The organism is Pseudomonas arsenicoxydans (genome assembly GCF_006438915.1).
GTDB lineage: Bacteria > Pseudomonadota > Gammaproteobacteria > Pseudomonadales > Pseudomonadaceae > Aquipseudomonas > Aquipseudomonas arsenicoxydans_A.
Genome location: NZ_RCZE01000008.1, coordinates 162246 through 179118, shown reverse-complemented (window position 1 = coordinate 179118; position 16873 = coordinate 162246). Strand labels below are relative to the sequence as shown.

General features: G+C 52.7%; 19 protein-coding genes and 1 pseudogene. 12 read left to right on the top strand and 8 right to left on the bottom strand.

The features are described from left to right. Position 1: 1 nt before the first annotated feature. The 9 genes and pseudogenes from EAH78_RS18225 to EAH78_RS18185 all read left to right on the top strand — a co-directional run. Positions 2–991: a tail fiber protein gene (locus EAH78_RS18225; RefSeq protein ID WP_205017966.1), complete on the top strand. Its 990-nt coding sequence runs from the start codon at positions 2–4 to the stop codon at positions 989–991. After that, a complete protein-coding gene (locus EAH78_RS32750; RefSeq protein WP_140668741.1) occupies positions 991–1506 on the top strand; it encodes a tail fiber assembly protein in 516 nt (171 codons plus the stop codon). The genes EAH78_RS18225 and EAH78_RS32750 overlap by 1 nt, the downstream gene beginning before the upstream one ends. Next, a complete protein-coding gene (locus tag EAH78_RS18215) occupies positions 1499–2833 on the top strand; it encodes a hypothetical protein (protein WP_140668740.1) in 1335 nt (444 codons plus the stop codon). The genes EAH78_RS32750 and EAH78_RS18215 overlap by 8 nt, the downstream gene beginning before the upstream one ends. Then, positions 2820–3362 (top strand): hypothetical protein, encoded by a 543-nt coding sequence (locus EAH78_RS18210; RefSeq protein WP_140668739.1) that lies wholly within the window; start codon positions 2820–2822, stop codon positions 3360–3362. Before EAH78_RS18215 ends, EAH78_RS18210 begins: the two co-directional genes overlap by 14 nt. Next, on the top strand, positions 3346–3717 hold the full coding sequence (locus tag EAH78_RS18205) for a putative holin (protein WP_140668738.1): 372 nt from the start codon (positions 3346–3348) through the stop codon (positions 3715–3717). The genes EAH78_RS18210 and EAH78_RS18205 overlap by 17 nt, the downstream gene beginning before the upstream one ends. After that, positions 3710–3979, top strand: coding sequence for a phage holin family protein (locus EAH78_RS33400; protein WP_140668737.1), 270 nt, complete (start codon positions 3710–3712; stop codon positions 3977–3979). The genes EAH78_RS18205 and EAH78_RS33400 overlap by 8 nt, the downstream gene beginning before the upstream one ends. A gap of 2 nt (positions 3980–3981) precedes the next feature. Then, positions 3982–4491 carry a glycoside hydrolase family 24 protein gene (locus EAH78_RS18195; RefSeq protein WP_140668736.1) on the top strand — a complete coding sequence of 170 codons (510 nt, stop codon included), beginning with the start codon at positions 3982–3984 and terminating at the stop codon, positions 4489–4491. Continuing rightward, positions 4488–4958 carry a DUF1353 domain-containing protein gene (locus EAH78_RS18190; protein ID WP_140668735.1) on the top strand — a complete coding sequence of 157 codons (471 nt, stop codon included), beginning with the start codon at positions 4488–4490 and terminating at the stop codon, positions 4956–4958. The genes EAH78_RS18195 and EAH78_RS18190 overlap by 4 nt, the downstream gene beginning before the upstream one ends. Positions 4959–4970: 12 nt before the next feature. Next, positions 4971–5072: pseudogene (locus EAH78_RS18185) on the top strand (transposase domain-containing protein); the annotation flags it as partial. Positions 5073–5158: 86 nt separating this feature from the next. On the opposite strand, the gene EAH78_RS18180 reads toward EAH78_RS18185, so the two are convergent. The 3 genes from EAH78_RS18180 to EAH78_RS18170 form a co-directional block, all read right to left on the bottom strand. After that, positions 5159–5920, bottom strand: coding sequence for a hypothetical protein (locus EAH78_RS18180; protein WP_140668734.1), 762 nt, complete (start codon positions 5918–5920; stop codon positions 5159–5161). Between the two features lie 664 nt (positions 5921–6584). Beyond that, positions 6585–7532 (bottom strand): DUF4760 domain-containing protein, encoded by a 948-nt coding sequence (locus tag EAH78_RS18175; RefSeq protein ID WP_140668733.1) that lies wholly within the window; start codon positions 7530–7532, stop codon positions 6585–6587. A gap of 418 nt (positions 7533–7950) precedes the next feature. Then, positions 7951–8361, bottom strand: coding sequence for a hypothetical protein (locus tag EAH78_RS18170; protein WP_140668732.1), 411 nt, complete (start codon positions 8359–8361; stop codon positions 7951–7953). Positions 8362–9067: 706 nt separating this feature from the next. On the opposite strand from EAH78_RS18170, the gene EAH78_RS18160 reads away from it, so the two are divergent. The 3 genes from EAH78_RS18160 (at position 9068) to EAH78_RS18150 (ending at position 10737) form a co-directional block, all read left to right on the top strand. After that, positions 9068–9268, top strand: coding sequence for a hypothetical protein (locus EAH78_RS18160; RefSeq protein WP_140668730.1), 201 nt, complete (start codon positions 9068–9070; stop codon positions 9266–9268). A gap of 2 nt (positions 9269–9270) precedes the next feature. Beyond that, entirely contained in the window at positions 9271–9759 is a 489-nt protein-coding gene (locus tag EAH78_RS18155) for a type II toxin-antitoxin system YhaV family toxin (protein WP_140668729.1), read from the top strand. A gap of 222 nt (positions 9760–9981) precedes the next feature. Continuing rightward, on the top strand, positions 9982–10737 hold the full coding sequence (locus EAH78_RS18150) for a TerC family protein (RefSeq protein ID WP_140668728.1): 756 nt from the start codon (positions 9982–9984) through the stop codon (positions 10735–10737). A gap of 518 nt (positions 10738–11255) precedes the next feature. Here the strand turns inward: EAH78_RS18150 and EAH78_RS18145 are convergent. The 5 genes from EAH78_RS18145 to EAH78_RS18125 all read right to left on the bottom strand — a co-directional run bounded on the left by EAH78_RS18145 (position 11256) and on the right by EAH78_RS18125 (position 16407). After that, positions 11256–12056 carry a transporter gene (locus EAH78_RS18145; RefSeq protein ID WP_430539943.1) on the bottom strand — a complete coding sequence of 267 codons (801 nt, stop codon included), beginning with the start codon at positions 12054–12056 and terminating at the stop codon, positions 11256–11258. An 87-nt stretch (positions 12057–12143) separates the two neighbouring features. Continuing rightward, positions 12144–13766 (bottom strand): DUF1254 domain-containing protein, encoded by a 1623-nt coding sequence (locus EAH78_RS18140; protein WP_140668726.1) that lies wholly within the window; start codon positions 13764–13766, stop codon positions 12144–12146. A gap of 422 nt (positions 13767–14188) precedes the next feature. Then, positions 14189–14887: a CatB-related O-acetyltransferase gene (locus tag EAH78_RS18135; RefSeq protein WP_153269294.1), complete on the bottom strand. Its 699-nt coding sequence runs from the start codon at positions 14885–14887 to the stop codon at positions 14189–14191. A gap of 537 nt (positions 14888–15424) precedes the next feature. Beyond that, the gene (gene csrA, locus EAH78_RS18130) at positions 15425–15637 is read right to left on the bottom strand and encodes a carbon storage regulator CsrA (RefSeq protein WP_140668725.1); all 213 of its coding nucleotides are present in this window, start codon (positions 15635–15637) and stop codon (positions 15425–15427) included. A 167-nt stretch (positions 15638–15804) separates the two neighbouring features. Then, on the bottom strand, positions 15805–16407 hold the full coding sequence (locus EAH78_RS18125; RefSeq protein ID WP_140668724.1) for a phage antirepressor N-terminal domain-containing protein: 603 nt from the start codon (positions 16405–16407) through the stop codon (positions 15805–15807). Positions 16408–16873: the final 466 nt, after the last annotated feature.

Genomic DNA, 16873 nt, shown 5'->3' with positions numbered 1-16873 from the left:
CATGATCGATTTTTCAAAAAAGTTCGACAACATCCAAGGACCGGATGGCGGACTTACAGCAGAAGAATTCAATAATTTTATCACTGAGCTTGAGAATGTTGCTAAGCAGCAGGGTGTTGCATTGAATAGCGACCCTGCGGTAGTAACACAAATTGCTCAAGCGATCTTTCTTGCAGGAATGAAGTCCCAAACGTTTATTGAGTCTGGCTCGGGCAATAACTACCTGATCACGCCGGTGATGGGCGCCAATGGACCACTACTGCCTGACAGCTATACATTGCTGCATGGAGTGAGAGTTGCATTCACCGCCACTCACACGAACAATGGCTCTGCCACCCTTGATATAGGGCAGACTATCGGAACGCTACTCGGAGCAAAACCGTTAAAGCGTCTTTCTGGAGATAATCTCGCTCCAAACGAAATTATTGCTGGCGCTTCATATACCGCGACATTTGACGGGGGCGTATCAACATGGTTTGTTCAGGTTGCTGACGCTATTCAAAATCAGCGGCTAGATGCTTTGGAAGCACAGATCGCTGCGTTTTCGGCACTTCCTATCGGTGCACCTTTGCCGTGGCCTACACCTGTTCCCCCTGCAGGATATCTCACGTTGGCAGGCCAAGCATTCAATCCAAGTATTTATCCGCTGTTAGCACAAGTTTACCCAGGTCTTGTACTGCCAAATGCCTGCGGTCTGTTTATTCGTGGCTGGGATGCGGGTCGTGGTGTCGATTCTGGTCGCGGCCTTCTGACTTATCAAACAGATACAATGCAGAACATTACCGGTGGTTATTCGCAGTCTGGGAATACAGGGGTTGGGACTAGTGCGCATGGGGTTTTCGCGGGAGCCTTAGGCCCGATAGCGTACGGGGAAGGTGGCATTATCTCCGGGTATACGAGTATGACCTTTGATGCCTCGCGTGTGGCGAGAGTAAGTCACGAGAATCGTCCGCAAAATATCGCCTTTCACTACATTTGCAGGGCATTGTAATGGTAACTTTTAAAGATGGTTTTTCCAGCGATAGTGGCGAGATTTCTGTATTTCTATTTCGTCAATCTGACGGAGAGTTTCTCGGTGAGAGCGTAGTTTATATCAGTCAAGGATGTGGGCTTGCTCCCGGCCAAACTCTGGATAACCCGCCTGAAGTAGAACATGGCTGTGTTGCGGTGCGCAGCGGTGATCTGTGGCAAATTGTTGAAGATCACCGTGGCACGCTTTACAGCACCACCAATGGGGCTCCAGTTGAATATCTGACACTCGGCCCACTTCCGGAAAACCTGACAACTGTGCCACGCCCTACGGCTCACCATCGCTGGAACAATATCGAATGGGAAATCGATGTAGAAGCGACGGCCGACGATGATCGAAAGAAAATTGTCGCCGAAGCTTGCCGGTATCTGGCCGAAACCGATTGGTATGTCACTCGGCAGATGGAGAGCGGGAAAGCTATTCCTCCGGACGTCATCGCAGGCCGAAAGGCTGCCCGGGTTAAAGCCAATGGCTGACTTAATTTATCGCGAGCAGGAAGGCCGCGAACTGCTCAACGCCGAAATCGACGGGAATTTCCGATCCCTCGATAACGCGAAAACGGAAAAGACCGAAACCACTGCGATTGATCAGCGGCTCCAGGCTGCGGAAAACACAATCACCGATCAAGGCAACGAACTGACAGATCATGAAGCGCGACTGGATGCCGCTGAACAGCAGATCGGTGGCCAGCAAGTGGAGTTGGCGAATCTTGACCGCCGCTTGGATGTTGCGGAGCCACGTTTGGAAGCGGTCATTCAGTTGGCAGAAGGAACGCAGCAAGCATTTGATTCGCATCAGGCTGCCCTTGATCCACACCCTAAATACGTGCTGGATTCCGACCTGGCTGCGCACGAGTCAGCATCTGATCCGCATCCGGTATACCTCACCTCGACAGAAGCCGATTCGCGATATTTGGCTATCAGTGAAATGTGCACGATTGAGGTTTTCGCTCAAAGCGGCACTTATCTCAAACGACCCGGTGCAGTCCACGTGTTCGCATTGGTCATCGGCGGATCGGCCGGCGCGGGATCTGGGCGACGTGGTGCACCTAGCACTAACCGTTGCGGCGGGATGGCAGGTCAAGGCGGCGCAGTGGCTGAAGATTGGCTGGATGCCTCTCAACTACCCGAAAACATCGCCATTATCGTAGGGCGAGGAGGCATCGGAGGAGCGTCAGTCACTACGGACGATACCAATGGCAACGCCGGGACAAATGGCGGGGATAGCTGGTTTGGCACAAGCGCCGATACCTGGTCATTGGTGGCCTCCGGTGGAATGGCCGGCCTTGGTGGGACCGCTGCGCCAGCTGAGAGAAGTGGCGGTGGATCGATGTATGGCTCACGGGCTGCGCAACCGTCAGGACCGACCTCATTCGGTGCAGGAAAAACAACCATTGATTCTCAGTTTTTGACGACCCAAAGCGTATATGAGCGTCTTGTGTTGTTGGCCAATCGTCCTAAAACCGGCATAGGAGGCAATGGGATTTCGGCGGCCAATATTGCAGGCAGCGGGATATCACTTCCGCCCGCTTATCCCCATTGGTACGGAGCCTCCGTGCCAGGAACATCTACGAAGGCGGGATCGCACAGTGGCACGGGCTTCTACGGTGGAAATGGGATGGCAGGAAATGCAGGTCTTGGCCAGGACGCTATTGGCGGTGGTGATGGAACCGCTTACGGTGGAGGTCCGGGAGGTGGTGGTGCATCGGAAAACGGTTTTCTTTCTGGTGCCGGCGGCGATGGCCATGACGGCGCCGTCATTGTGATCACATACTTCCGAGGCGTCACACATGCAATACCTTGAAATTACAGGCGAGCCTGGCGCCGTCATCTGTCGAGACGAGGTCGGGAACAGTGGCGTGATCCGTCAGGATGAAACCGGTTGGGCCGACTATCAAGCCTGGTTGTCCGCTGGCCATGAGCTTGCATCAATGGCGCCGATCGATAGACGATCACTTGAGGAGCTGCGCATCAGCGCCATTGCCACGGTCCACACTTTGGCGGATGTCACTCTGCGACCCATCACAAGCCGATATCCGCGCACTGAGATCGATTCTTGGCCTGAGCAGTGTATCGAGGCTCGTGCATGGCTCACTAACGACTCCGCGCATACCCCCTTACTCGATGCGATTGCCGGCGGAGTGCCGAATGAAACAATAGAGGCGCTCTGTCTGAACATCCTGAGCAAGGCCGATGGATACAAAGCAGCCGTCGGCTCTGTGATCGCATGGCGTCGTGCATGGACGAAGTGGATCGAGGCACAGGCCGATCTGAAAGAGTTGATCGATTTCGCCCCACAGTTTCCGGAGGTGCCTGATGCCGGAGTTGAATAGCGCTGCAGCAATTGGGGTGTCCGCCGCGACTGGTCTGGGGCTGGCAGTTTTTCCGGGTATAGACGTCGGAGCCGTAATTGGCGGATTTGCGGGGGCATTGTTTTTCGTGGTGTTTGCCGCCGACAAATCCTTCAAGGCGAGCATTGGTTATCTAGTGTCGAGCTGGATTGCCGGCTACTTCTTCGCTGCCGAAATTACATCGCGGGGGATTGAACTGAATTCGGGGCTAACTGCTCTTCTCGGATCGATGGTGTTCGTTATCGGTGCAACCGGGTTATTGGAATGGTTGAAGGGCGGAAAGATGCCGTTTTGGTTTCGCTTTATTCCTGGCTTGAAGGGGAAAAAAGATGATTGATGCAATGACCTTGTTCACGGCTGCCGTGTGCGCCGCAATGTGTTTGCGGCTTGTCGCTTTCCGCCGCAACAACTCTCGGTACCGGTTAGGTATCTCGCTGATGGCTTGGATACTGTCAGCCGCTACAGGGTGTCAGGCTATAGCGTCGGTGTTGGGGTTATATCAGGTCCAGTCACCCTTTGTGCTGATCATCCTGAGCGCTCTTTGCGCCTTAGTGTTTCGGTCTCGCGGCAACGTCGCTCAGATCTTGAGGGTGGATTAACGATGCCGCGGATCGATATCAAGGAGGCTAGTGGGCGTAACACACTGGCATTTCTGGACATGCTCGCTTGGGCGGAGCTCGGGACCGATTACCTGAGGCGTTCGAATGATGGCTACAACGTAATCGTCACCGGCATCGACGGCGAGCTTGAACTGTTCACCGACTACTCAACGCATCCGTTCGCGGGTGGGCGTCGGTCGAAGCTGATCAACCGTAGAGGCCTGACATCGAATGCGTCCGGCCGCTACCAACAGATGCTCAGGCATTGGCCGCACTATCGGAAGCTGCTCAAACTACCCGACTTCGGCCCGATCAGTCAGGACAAGCTGGCGATTCGTCATGTGAAAGAGTGCAGGGCGCTTCCTGATGTGGTGGCCGGTCGCATTGTCGAAGGCGTGGCTAAATGCCGGAATATCTGGGCTAGCTTGCCAGGGGCAGGTTACAACCAGCGCGAACACCATATTGATGATCTGATTCCCCAATACCTGGCCGCCGGTGGAGTATTGGCATGAGCAGCTTTACTGAGTTCAGCGCACCGCTGAATGTTCAATACGACGCTGAGGCCAGCAAGGCGCTGGGGAAAGATCATTGGCGTGTAACCAAAGAGTTTCGGTATTACATCCAGAATAAGGACCGCGGAGAGTGGGTATATGTGCCGGCCGGGTATCTCACCGACGGCGCAAGTGTCCCCCGACTGTTCTGGTCCCTGATACCCCCATGGGGCGCCTACGGGCAAGCAGCGGTCGTGCATGACATCGTCTGCGAGTATTTGAGCATCACAGTAGACGGCAAGCCGCACTCGATCACCCGCGAAGCCTGCGACGAGATCCTGTTCGAGGCAATGACGGTACTCAAAGTCTCGCCATTCAAGCGCCATGCTATCTCTGCAGCCGTGGAGCTCTTCAGACGTCTGTCCCGCGTCGTTCATCCAACCAGCAAGCCAAAGAAGCGTGCGATGGAAGCGAACTGGGATAATTGAAATACTCCTCACAAGCGGGCTGCAGCGATAATAAGCTTGATTCAGTCTGAGCGGCTGAATGGCCGTGATCCGTATGCCTATTTAAAGGACGTTCTCACGCAGCTGCCGACGTAGCGGGCGAGTGAGATTGACGAGTTGCTGCCGCATCAGTGGCAGCTGGTCTATTAATTACGCCAGGCGTGATGCTCGGACGCATAGGGCTAAGGTGCTTTGCGGTAACAAGCCACGGTGTCGTCAGACCAATCAGCATTGCTAGGGGCGCTGCCATTGTTCAAAAAGACGCTAAAATGACGGCCGGTAGTGGCGGGCGTACTGGACCGGTAGAGACTGTCAATACCCCCGCATAATTGCGACAGAGGCCAACCGTGCACGGAGCACATTTCAGTATTGGTCTGAGAGCCGTTGGCGATGGTCGCGCTAGTTGCATTCACGAAGAGCTCCTGCAATTCGATCTGAGTAGGCAAGCGAGCTCCCGCATTGTTGCAATAAGCATCGGCTGCTGACCAGGTTGCAGCCAGAGGACCGATAAAGAAGTCGCCAACATTTGCACCTGCTGCTAACACAATAACCGCTGGCGAAGTTACGGTTGCCCCCTTGTTCGGGTCGGTCTTCGCCGGATCCGTTTCCGGTGTTGCTTTCACTACCACGCTTCCAGCGGTCACTGTCGTGTAGGTGCTACTCGTATTCCCGGTAGAGGCGCCATTGAGCAGCCAGCTATAGCTTGCACCGCTATAGGCATCCCCGTCTGCATCGTTAAATCCTATGACATTTGCCTCTAGAGTGTCGCCCACTCGCGGGGTTGAACCGGGCTTGCTCTTGTTAGTGACCTGCACACCCGTCACCATAGGTGCGCGTCCCTTAACCGTATTGGTGGCGGCCGTGCTTTGCGCCTTTGCGATACCAGAGAGAAGCGCCAAAAACGACAACCCACCTGCGCAACAGCACAGAACAGTTCTGTTCAAAATGTGCACCTCTATAATTAATCAAGTACGTTCATCATTGGTCATCAGAGCGTAGTAGATGAACGTCCGGCGCACACGCCTTGCGTAGTTAAAAGGACGCCCCCCATATTAGGCAGTAACTCCGTAATCTCCCTCGTCTGCTGCGTGGGCAGACGAGTTAAACATCCTCCAGATAGGCAACCGGATCGTGCCGCCCAGGCGCCCACGGTCAGATCTGGCTTTCGACCTGGTTGTGGTCGATAGGCACAAGTCCGTAGTCTAGGTAGCGCGCCAGCTCGGCTTTGGGGAAGTCGTAAACCACGGATTTGAGCGACGAAAACGGCGTGGTGTTTTAGGCCCAGACATATGCTCGGTGGATTCGCCTCTCACTCGAAGCAAGCATTTTCAGGTGACTCCGCCGTGCAGGCCGAATTTCAGCGCCAAGCATCATCACAGGTGTTCAACTTCATTTGTGATGAGGAGAGGGAGTTGTTCGACCTGCACCAGGCCAAGGTGCAAGCGTTCCTTGGTTCGCCTGATGGGGCGGACGTGTGGGGATTTGTGGTTGAGGCATTCCGAGCTTTTCTGGAGCCGCCAGCCGTGTCAGGAGTGGCGGAGTAGATAGAAGAAGAGTAGGCCATAGAGTCATCACATCGCAGATCGCGATATCACTTTATCTCCGATGCTATGGTGGTGCGCTCCCTACAGGAACGCCGTCCGCGGTTGCCAGGGATGGGCCACTCGCATCCGCAGGTTGATCAGTCGTCTGCGGCTTTTTTGCAAACAAAATATTCTGTAGTTCCTCACCAGCAGGGTATCTTGTTCCCAGCGCTGAATTATCAGGGTTAGTCCTATACCGCTCTACCGTTGATTCACCATTCCACTCTTTGTTTAGGGCTATCAGGCCCTCATAGTTTCGCTGGTCGGATTTCTGAGCCTCAATAATAAGGTGGAAGCCACGGCGTTCAAGTCCAGCCAGAATCCCCGAAAAACATTCTCGTAGCAGACAAGCATCCAGATCCCTGTACTTGATACCTTGGGCTAGAAATTCGAAGTAGTTTAGGACGTAAACCGTTCCGTTCATCGCATCGATGATATCTGTCGGGACGTCCGTGTACCTGTATTCATCTTTTTGTGGACAGGTACGCCACTCAGCCAATTCAGGTGGAATTACCTGAGTTAAATAGAGCTTTGAGCTAGCACGAGTCTGCTGCTGGTACTCAGTGCTCGTTCGAGAGGCCATGATAATGTTCAAGGTGTGAGATCGTCTTGAATTGGCAGCTGTATTGATGGCTTGAATCCACCATCCCATGCCAATGAAAACCCCAGTTGAAAGAATAGAAAGTGAGGTTTGATACGCAGGCAGATAGCGCAGGATGAGGTAGCTGGATACGATCACCGTCCAGATCACAGCGCTGAACATCGGAAGCAATTCAGCTGTGTCGCGGTAACGTACCAAGATGAATTCGTAAGCTGAAAAAACAGCAACCATCGCACCGGTCAGCACGATGAACGCATCGACGATGTCAATCGGAAATGGTAGCGGAGGAGGAATGAGGTAGGTAAAAATCAAGCGTGCGGTGATGCCTAAAATGAATGCTGCAGCTGCAGCGCCGATTCTGAAGTTATTCATGTCGTCCTCATTATTATAGGTATTAAAAAAGGCCCCTAAGGGCCTTTTTTGGGTTGGCGGTTAGCCTGCCCCGGTTCCAATTTTCATCATCATGGTCGCCCCTCGCTCTCCGTTTTTGGATCCGTGCCAGCTAGTTTTTCGCTTGGCTTGGAAGGCTAAACATCATCCTAGCCTCACCCTTAAGACTGCTTTTAACCAGTATGGTTCTGGTTTGGCCTTCACCTGACGTTAGGATTAGGTCAGTGGAGGATAATCGTCAAGCACCGATTTAAAAAAAATGTGCCAAAACGTCAATTAGTGAGAAATACAGAGTAGTAGCGTTTTGGCAGTTCTACAGGCGCGGGACTCTATCAAATCAACAACACCTTGGCCACTGATTTTTTATGCAGTCATTTGAGATTCGTTGTCAGCACAGACGCTACGCCATGTATGCTAGTACCGGAAGCACGTCTTGAGGGGCGCGGCCAGTCATGACTAAAAACGTTCGCCATACCCCATAGGGCACTGCACGTCGCCCTTGTTTAAACTCCCTAATGCGTCGATCGCTGGACAGGCCAAGCAATATAGCCAGCTTACCGTCGCTGTGGTACCCGCTGAAATTCGCTTGGAAATGCCTAAAATACGCGCCAACAAGATCCGGATGGGGGGGCTCCCATCCTTCCTGTTCACGCAGGAGGTGCGTGCGCGGATATGCGCCCTCATCGACCTCTGTCTGTGGCGCGAGCTTCGGCGCCTGCAAGTTCGCCTGTAGCTGGGCAATGGCCTCTTTGGTGGCCTGCTCAAAGATACAAGTCTGCTGATCGTCGATGCCTGGTAAATCGATTTTCATAATCCGTCCATTGTGGATTGAGAGTAGGGGGCCTTTCGGCCCCCTGCTTCACCGTGGCGACAGCTCGATACGACGAACGTCTGAAACACGGATGTTGACCAGACTCAGCGTCCCGGTGGCTATCCTCTGCCAGTGACCGCTCTGATGTACATGCTTCAGAGCGTAGAAGAGGTAGTCAGGGAGGAGGATGTCAATTCGGTTTACCCGGATTCCGATGTGATCTGAATTGAACACCCTGACCGGTTCACCACATCGCTCCTCTGAGCCCCGGCGGACAATCCAGAAATGTGCATCTGGATAATCCGTCCGGATGGTCGCAACATCTGAAAGTCTCATCTCGTTCCCCGTGGCGGCAACGACTAGCCCCCTCAAGGTCGAGTGGCTCTCTGCGTGCCACCAACAGAACGAATATTAGGCGTATTGCGCCTAGGTGTAAAGTATTATATAGGCTCTTTGCGCCTAGTAAAAACAGGGCATGACTGGTAAATAAAAATAATCCTGCTACCCTCACCGCCGTTGGCTAACGGCGGTGAGGGTAGCAGGATTATTTTTTGAGGGCCCTCGGGTGGATGCCGCGCGGAACCTGGTGCATAATCTGATAACGTTATGAAATCAAGATAACGGTATGGATCTGATTCCAAGGGCGACTGACTGATTCATTGACCTTGAGACTCCTTTTTCAACATCACACAGATAGGCACAGGCTATGGCGAATGACAACGTCATTCCATTCGCGATAAAAAAAGAAGAGGCTAAGCAGAAAGCTGCTTTCCTTGAGCTGCTCGAAGCGGACATCTTGTCGCAACCGGAATGTGTGGCACCTATTCCAAAAAGCCTTTTTGATCGAATGGATGCTATTAAAGCTAAGGCCGAAGCTAACCGCCGGCAAGATTTGCTGGAGGGATAATTTTGACCGAAGTCGAAACAAGAATTGAGAATGGGTGGGCGTTATACGGCCACCCATTTTTTATTTCTAGGCTTGAAGAATTAGTAGATGAGATTGAGGGGCTGGTCGCCTCTGATCCGGATGGTTTCCATACGCATCCGCACTACAGGCTGCATGAGTGCGTTCAACGCCAGATGACCGAGATTGTTCCTGCTAATCCCGGTGCCAAGATATTCGACCAAGGGAATACCTTAGGGGCAAAAAATAGACATTGGCGCAGAGTCAAAAAAGGCTTGCCGCAGCGCTACAGGCTCTTTTTTCAATATCGATCAGCAGCGCCGCAATCGATCATATACGCTTGGCTCAACGATGAGCGCACGCTTAGAAAGGATGGGGCTCGGACTGACGTATATGCGGTCTTTCAGCAAATGCTTGGCTCTGGAAAAATGCCGAGTTCATTTGCTGAGCTGTTGGCCGCTGCCAACCCGATGGCCAATCAAAACCCTGCATAGCAGGGTTTTTTATTGGGGTTTAATCGTCCGATTAAATCGGCGGAGCACCAGGGGCGCCACAAACCTCAAAATTGACAACCCTAAAAATACAGCAATGATAGATGATCAGGTCTTTACTGGTACTAACCGGTTGCGACCAGGCCGAGAAATGGGCGAAGCAACTGCGGGCAAGTTGTTGGAATCGCGAAGACACGATAAAAATGTGGCGGATAAGGCTGAACCATGGAATACCTTTTAGAACTTGCTGCAAGCCCCACCGCCTGGGTCGCCCTGGCCACGTTGATGGTGATGGAAATCGTGCTCGGCATCGATAACCTGATTTTCATCTCGATCCTGACCAACAAATTGCCTGAGCAACACCGGCAAAAGGCGCGGCGAATTGGTATCGGCATGGCGCTTATCTTGCGATTGGGCTTGTTGAGCACCATCGCGTTCATCGTCCAGTTGACTGATCCTGTGGTCGAGGTTTTCGGACAGGCCTTCTCGTGGAAGGACATGATCCTGATCGCCGGCGGCCTGTTTCTGTTGTGGAAAGCCACCACCGAGATCCATCACAGCATGGACCCGGCACCGGATGATCCGAAGTCGGCGACGTCGACCGTAACCTTGGGCTTTGTCGCTGCAATCGGTCAGATCCTAGTGCTGGACATGGTGTTCTCCATTGACAGCATCATCACCGCGGTCGGCATGACCGAGCATTTGCCGATCATGATCATTGCGGTGGTGGTGTCGGTACTGGTGATGTTGCTGGCGGCTGATCCGTTGGCCAGGTTCATCAACGACAACCCGTCGGTGGTGATGCTGGCGCTGGGCTTCCTGATCATGATCGGCATGACGCTGATCGCCGAAGGCTTCGGTGCTCACGTACCGAAAGGCTACGTTTATGCCGCCATGGCGTTCTCGGCAACGATCGAGTGCTTGAATATGATGTCGCGACGGGCAAAACAGAAGCTGTCGGCGAGAGAGAGTAAAATTTAAGGAAAAAAATCCCCGCGACCACTTGTGAGTGGTGCGGGGCAAAACCCGCGTTGTGTATCGCCGTAAATAGAGCGTGACCGACTTCAACAGAGCTTAGCCAGCCTGGTGAGTCATCTAGCTGAAGCGAGCAACGCTCTGGCTAATTGAAGCTCGGGGTCCCATTAGATGCATGTAGGGGGATCCTGAAAGCTAGATTGGTTCAGCATGGGCAGGGCGTATATAGAAGTACGGGCAAAAAAATCCCCGCATCATGCGGAATGGCGCGGGGAAAAGTCCGATTTCAGAGTGTAACCGTGGTAGAGCGCGGACCTATTTGCTGAAAAGTCGTCTGCCTAAGGACCAAATCCAGCGGTGTGAGCGTCTGCGTTCGAAGCGTATTCAAGCGCAGTTCGGTGATTATTTCATGTAGGTAAAACCTGATATGAATATTGGGTGGGTGTGGCGTGCTCAGAGAGAGGCAGTTATAGACCAATGGCCTGTCAGTTACGCCTAGTAAATCACAAACGTTTATCTATCCATCAACGTGGAAAAAGTAACGTCACCGCCACGCGAAAGCCCCAGCCTTGTTCGCCATCTACGGGGCTGTCGAGCCAGTACCGCGGACCCGCTTGCACCGTTAGCGGTTGACCGCCGATTTTCAACAGCTGGGTGACCGTCAGGTTGACCGGTACCGACCACTCCCGGGATTGCCAGTTATAGGTCGACTCGGTGTTCACCCCGTAAGTGGTGTAGGTCGCGGTGGTGTACGAGAGAAACGGTTGCAGGAAGGTCTGGTTGACCTTTTCTTTGTCATCCGGTGGGCTGTTCTCCAACCCCCAGATATGGTTAGCGAGAATGCCCCGAGTCCAGCCGTTTGACTGTTTGAGCGCGACGGCGGTCGGGCCCAGCCCCCATTGTTTGCTGCTCAGTAACTTATCGCTGCCGGTAGGTATCAGCAGGGCCGGGCCGACACCGAGGATCCAGCCGCTGTCGGTGGGTTTTACCGGAGAGAAGAATAAGCTCTGGGTCACATCGCCGATGCCGGATGCATCCGCCGCGCCATCCGGTGCTAGGCCGTGTTGGTCGATAACGGGGAGTATGGTGCGTGAGATCAGGTTCCAGTCGTCGGTCAAATGAAAGGGCAATACAGGCTGGATATTCGTGACGCTGTGCATGCCGTCACCCGTTGGCCCCATCTTCTGATCCCAGTTGTACTGCACCGGAAGGCTGTACATCGCGGCCACCGGGTTGAGTGCCTTTTTGGCCAGTTCCGCAGAATCCTCGGCCCGTGCCAAGCCATTTTGAATCACGATAACCGTGGCCGGGAGCAGCGTTAGCAGTCGTTGTACTCGCACAGGGTTCTCTCCTTTTTGGCGGGAGGCATCACACGGTCAGCCCCCAAGTGTTGTGCTGACCGTGCCGTTTTCTCACCGAACCAGTTCGAGCTCGCTCGGCCGCCACGCTTTGGTGAAGAACGACTCCAGTGGACTGTAGAGGCGCAGGATCGTGAACCAGCCCTTGTCCGGCGTGGTCTGGATCCAGTTGCCTGCCTTGGCTTCGGCTGGCTTGGTCGGACCGAAGTAAATGGTCGTGGACCCGTCCGCATTCTCGACGGCGGCCGGGGAAGGGTAGGTCTGGCTGCCGGCGCGCGGGTAGCGCTGCGGCGTCTGGAGCATGGACCGCGTCTGGTTGTCGTAGACGGTAAACGACCAGAACCTGGCCGCTGGAATTTTCGGTGGCAAGGTCACCTTGTACGTTTTGCCGCCATCGAAAGGATTCTTTTGCGCATCCGAGAAGCCCATGAGGTACTGCGAGCCCACGTTGGGCAGGCGCATGATCATGCCCGGCGAATCCATGGTGTAACCGTAGTAGAAGGCCGTGCGCGAATCGAGTGTCCGCGCCCCCGTCGGTGGCAAGGGTTTGAAGTAGCCTTCCTTGGTGATCATGGGCGGTGGCGTCTGAAAGTCAAAACCACCCTGCCATAGCATGTTGGCCCACATCGAATTCGGGTAGTAAGCCCAGCCGGGGTAATCGGCGCCACGAAAGTTCAGTGATCGTCCCGCCGCATTGCCCACGGCCGCCGCGTCGGTGAGGATCTTCTTCATCCGCTCGTCCGGCGCAAACGGCTTGCCCTTGACGATCCCGATGGCCGCCAGTTGGCCCAGGAGTTCCGGGTCGAACGAGGTGGCCGGTTCCAGTTGCACCAGCTTGTCGAGCATCTCGTAATAGGCAAAGTCATTAGGGGGAATGGTGTTGAAAGACTTGCCGCTGCCCTCCACGAATTTTGTCGGCGGTATCGGCGGATTGGGCTCCAGCCTGAGCTGGCCGGCGAGTGCCGTAGCAATACTGGTGCCATAGCCGCCTGGTGTGTAGGGATAAATCTTCAGCTTGTCCTTGATCAGATCGACAGCGGGTTTCGGATCATTGTTCTCCATGAAGGCGCGAACGGCATACAGAACATGATTGGTTTTTGCTCGGCCTACGAAGAAGCCACTGTCTGGAAGCGGACCGTTGTAGTCCGGCGGAACGATCAGGTATTTGCCGCCTTCACCCCTATCAGGGCCAGGGGCGCCAAGATCGATAATCCAGCCGAACCACATGTCATTGAGCGTGCCGAGCGATTTGGGTGGCACCTCAACCACCAAGGGGCCCTTAGTCAGATCGAGGATCGAGAGCGTATAGATGGTGTCGGCGTTGGCGGTGAGAAACAGCGATTGGGAGTCCATCAAATCAGAGAAGATGATCACCGAATTATCTTCAGCCCCAATACTGTGGAAACCCTCGCGAATCGCATAGGCAGATGCGCCCGAAAAACTGTTCATGAACGCGTCGATGCCGCGAGTGAACGCCAGGGTGTCGTAGACGTCCTGTGTGGTTTTTACGCTTGGCGCGCCGTCCTTGAACTCCAGTGTGCCGATACGGGTTTCGAGGCGATCGGGGGTAATGAGTCCCGGGGGGATTTCGGTGGCTGCCTGCGTCGCCGCCATTGCAGGGAAGGTCAGCGCGATAGAGGCCGCCAAAACGGCTATGGATTTGAGCGTTTGCGTCATAGAGTTCTCCTTGAAGGATGCCAAATGCATGGACTACCCAAACTGGGGAACTAAGGCGCAGGGACATTTCTCTGGGCGCTGTCACTCACTTAGCGCTCTGGTCATCCATGAGGGGTACTGGCATTGAATCGCTCGGATGACCTGTTACGAATGTTGCGCACCCTTGTTTGAGCAGTACAGTCACCTTGATCAGTTTTCCAGCAAAACCAAGCATAGGTGCACATTTGCCATTGCTCCAGCCACCCTCTGCTTTTGGCCGTCTCCTGCCGGTCGTCACTACGGCATCTGCTGGTCAATTCGAATGCAAACGCTTGGTCAGCATGAATGCAATTGACTGGTCAGTGGCAATGTAAATGGCTGGTCAACTCCATGCAAATACGGAGGCAGGTCATTTGGCTGGACGGAGCAACATCAAAATAAAATCAATGCAAAACAACAAATTTATTTCGTGTTAGCTCGATTTTTTTATAGCGGGCAGGGTTTTCTTTATGTGAGTCGCCCAACATGGATAATGCATTTTTCGGATCGTTTAGTGGAAGATTTTTGAGAAGCTTAATATCGCAATTCCACCATTTGCTATTTACCAGCATTACAATAATATCTGCGGCGTGTCGAAATCTTACTATATTCGCTGGAGCCCCAGCGACAATAGCGTATGGTGGCACGTCACGAGTGACTAATGCGCGGGTTGCGATAATAGCACCTGTACCTATGCTTACTCCTTCAAGAATCATCGCGTCATGACCAATCCATACATCATTTCCAATCGTTACATTTGCAGCTTCCGGGGTAAAAGATAGTCCGGTATTTGTGTACTGAAAGGGGTGCGAGCTTAGCCAGTCTGTAGGATGCCCCCTCTTTCCTTGGCCGATGATGCACCCTTTTCCAATAGAGCAGAACCTCCCTATAGACGAAACGTCCGAAAGCACACAGCCACTTCGAATGTAGGTGTGCGCACCGATTTCTAATTTTTTGGATTCAATTAAAATATGCCCGAGCGAGACCTCCTCTTCCAATATAAGCGTAGCCCTTTTGTGCAGTGATGATATCCCTCCTGCTACTTTACATTTGTATTGACGAATTTGCTTTTTCCAAAAATAATTCCGGATTCTATTTAACAATTTTTTTCCTGAGGTTTAATTATCTGTTAAGTGTTTATAGATAAAATTCGCTTCGTTTTATATGATTTTAGTGGGTGGCGATTCTGTTCAACTTAATTTGGGCTTTTAGCAAGAGGCTATGAATAATAAGTTAGCGGGTAAAGCCCCGCACATGGCGTGGCTTTATTCGGGCGATATATTTTGGTTATTTAATGACGCAGTCCTCGGTCAGGACACAGTCTGGTGGATTTTTAAGGTCATTAGTATCGGAGTCAAAGAGAAATCGCCATACAAAGCCGGCATAGATTAGCCTGATGCCGCCGCAATTTTGACACGCCATTTGAAACGACCAATCTGCTAAAGGATGGTTCTCTAGGCAGTCACTCGGGTGGAGAGCAGGCTTGCCCAGTTTCTCTGGGAACGTCCAGTTTCTATCGCCGCAACCTGCGCAAGGACCTTCACATTTATGGGATGCGTAAGACTTCAGTTGTGCGGTTGTGATGGATTGAGTCTGGGAAATAAGCAACGGCCCTCTGCTAGCCTTTTCAGGTTGCCCCGTCATGACGTGCACCCGACGTCTCCAGGGAGCGAACTCAAAAGAGGCTTTTTATCTTTCGGTATGCGCCGGTAGATTTCTTCGCGATGTATTTCTATACGCTTTGGCGCCACGAGTCCAATCCGCACGCTGTCTCCGCGGATGCTAATAACTCTCACTATAATTTCTTCGTTGATGATGATGGCTTTATGATTTTTTCTATTGAGCACTAGCATCTACTTTCCTTAAGTCTACATATTGCGTCCATATCCACGCGCACAGATAATTTGCTGAGAGCACCCGTTAACCTAATTTTGCTTGCGAAATATTTCATGTAGGTAAATCCTGAAAAATCTTCAGGCGCCGGATTGCCCGGGCCGAGGCGCGGGCATTTCAGCATGAATTACGAAAGTATCTTTCTGATTTGGGCCATGCAAGCATCAACCAAGTCAGGCAGGAGTTCTCCTGGTACCGACTCCATCAGCACATGTCTCAATTGCTCAGGATCGCTTGGATCGAGCACGATAGCTTCAAATCCTACAGGGGTTGCGCGAGGGACTCCGTCCCTATCGTAGGAGACGAGAAAGCGTTGATTCGCGATATAGCTGACAGGATCGAGTTGATGAGGGGTTGGCGGTTGGGTGCGCTGCAATCGTTGATTATTCCAATATGACCATAGAGCATCATCGCACTCGCTCTGGTAGGCCATTATGCCTGCGCGCAGTTCGGGTTTTACCTTGTTCGGATGGACTGACATAAGCCATCCAGTGAGCTTGCGAAGCGGGAGGCAGGTCATAGACCGTTGCTTGCCATCCGCAGCAACCAAGGTCTTTTCAACCATGGTTGAGATGAATCGACTAGAGCTGAGCTTTCTATGTTGGGTTTTCCAGTCCAGTCCCATTCCCTCGACAACGGGTTTCATTGGGACAAAAGGTTGATCGTCGTGATCGACCAGCAGGAGTTCAGAGTTTCGAAATGGTACAGCTAGGATTTGTGCTGCTTGCATGTAAGAGCTCCTTGTTGTTATTTATGGTTACTGCAAGCGCCACGTTTTTGTGGGTGGTCTATGTTGGGTGGCGTTAAACACCCGCCTTGTGCCAGAAAGATTATTTAAGTTGCATGCTCCAGTGCCGAACGCCCTGTTTCTACTACGCCGCCGTTGCGACCGGGTTCAGAAAAGCTGATTATTCACTGCGGAGTTATCTAACGAGCTTGAGTTGGCGAAAGTATGTAGGTAAATCCTTAAATTTCGTATTTGGTATGTCGAAACTTAATGCTTGGCATTTTGAAATAAAGGATATACCGTTATGTGGTCTGCTCTTGGCTAGAGTGTTCTTTCGTAAGTTGTTGTTTTAAATTCTTCGAAAGAGTATTTCAGCAACATCTCTTATGCTGTTGTAGGTCATTTGCACTTGTCATTGGATTGCTGGAATCAGCTAATAACAGTTTGATTGCAGGGTGGGGTTCTCTCG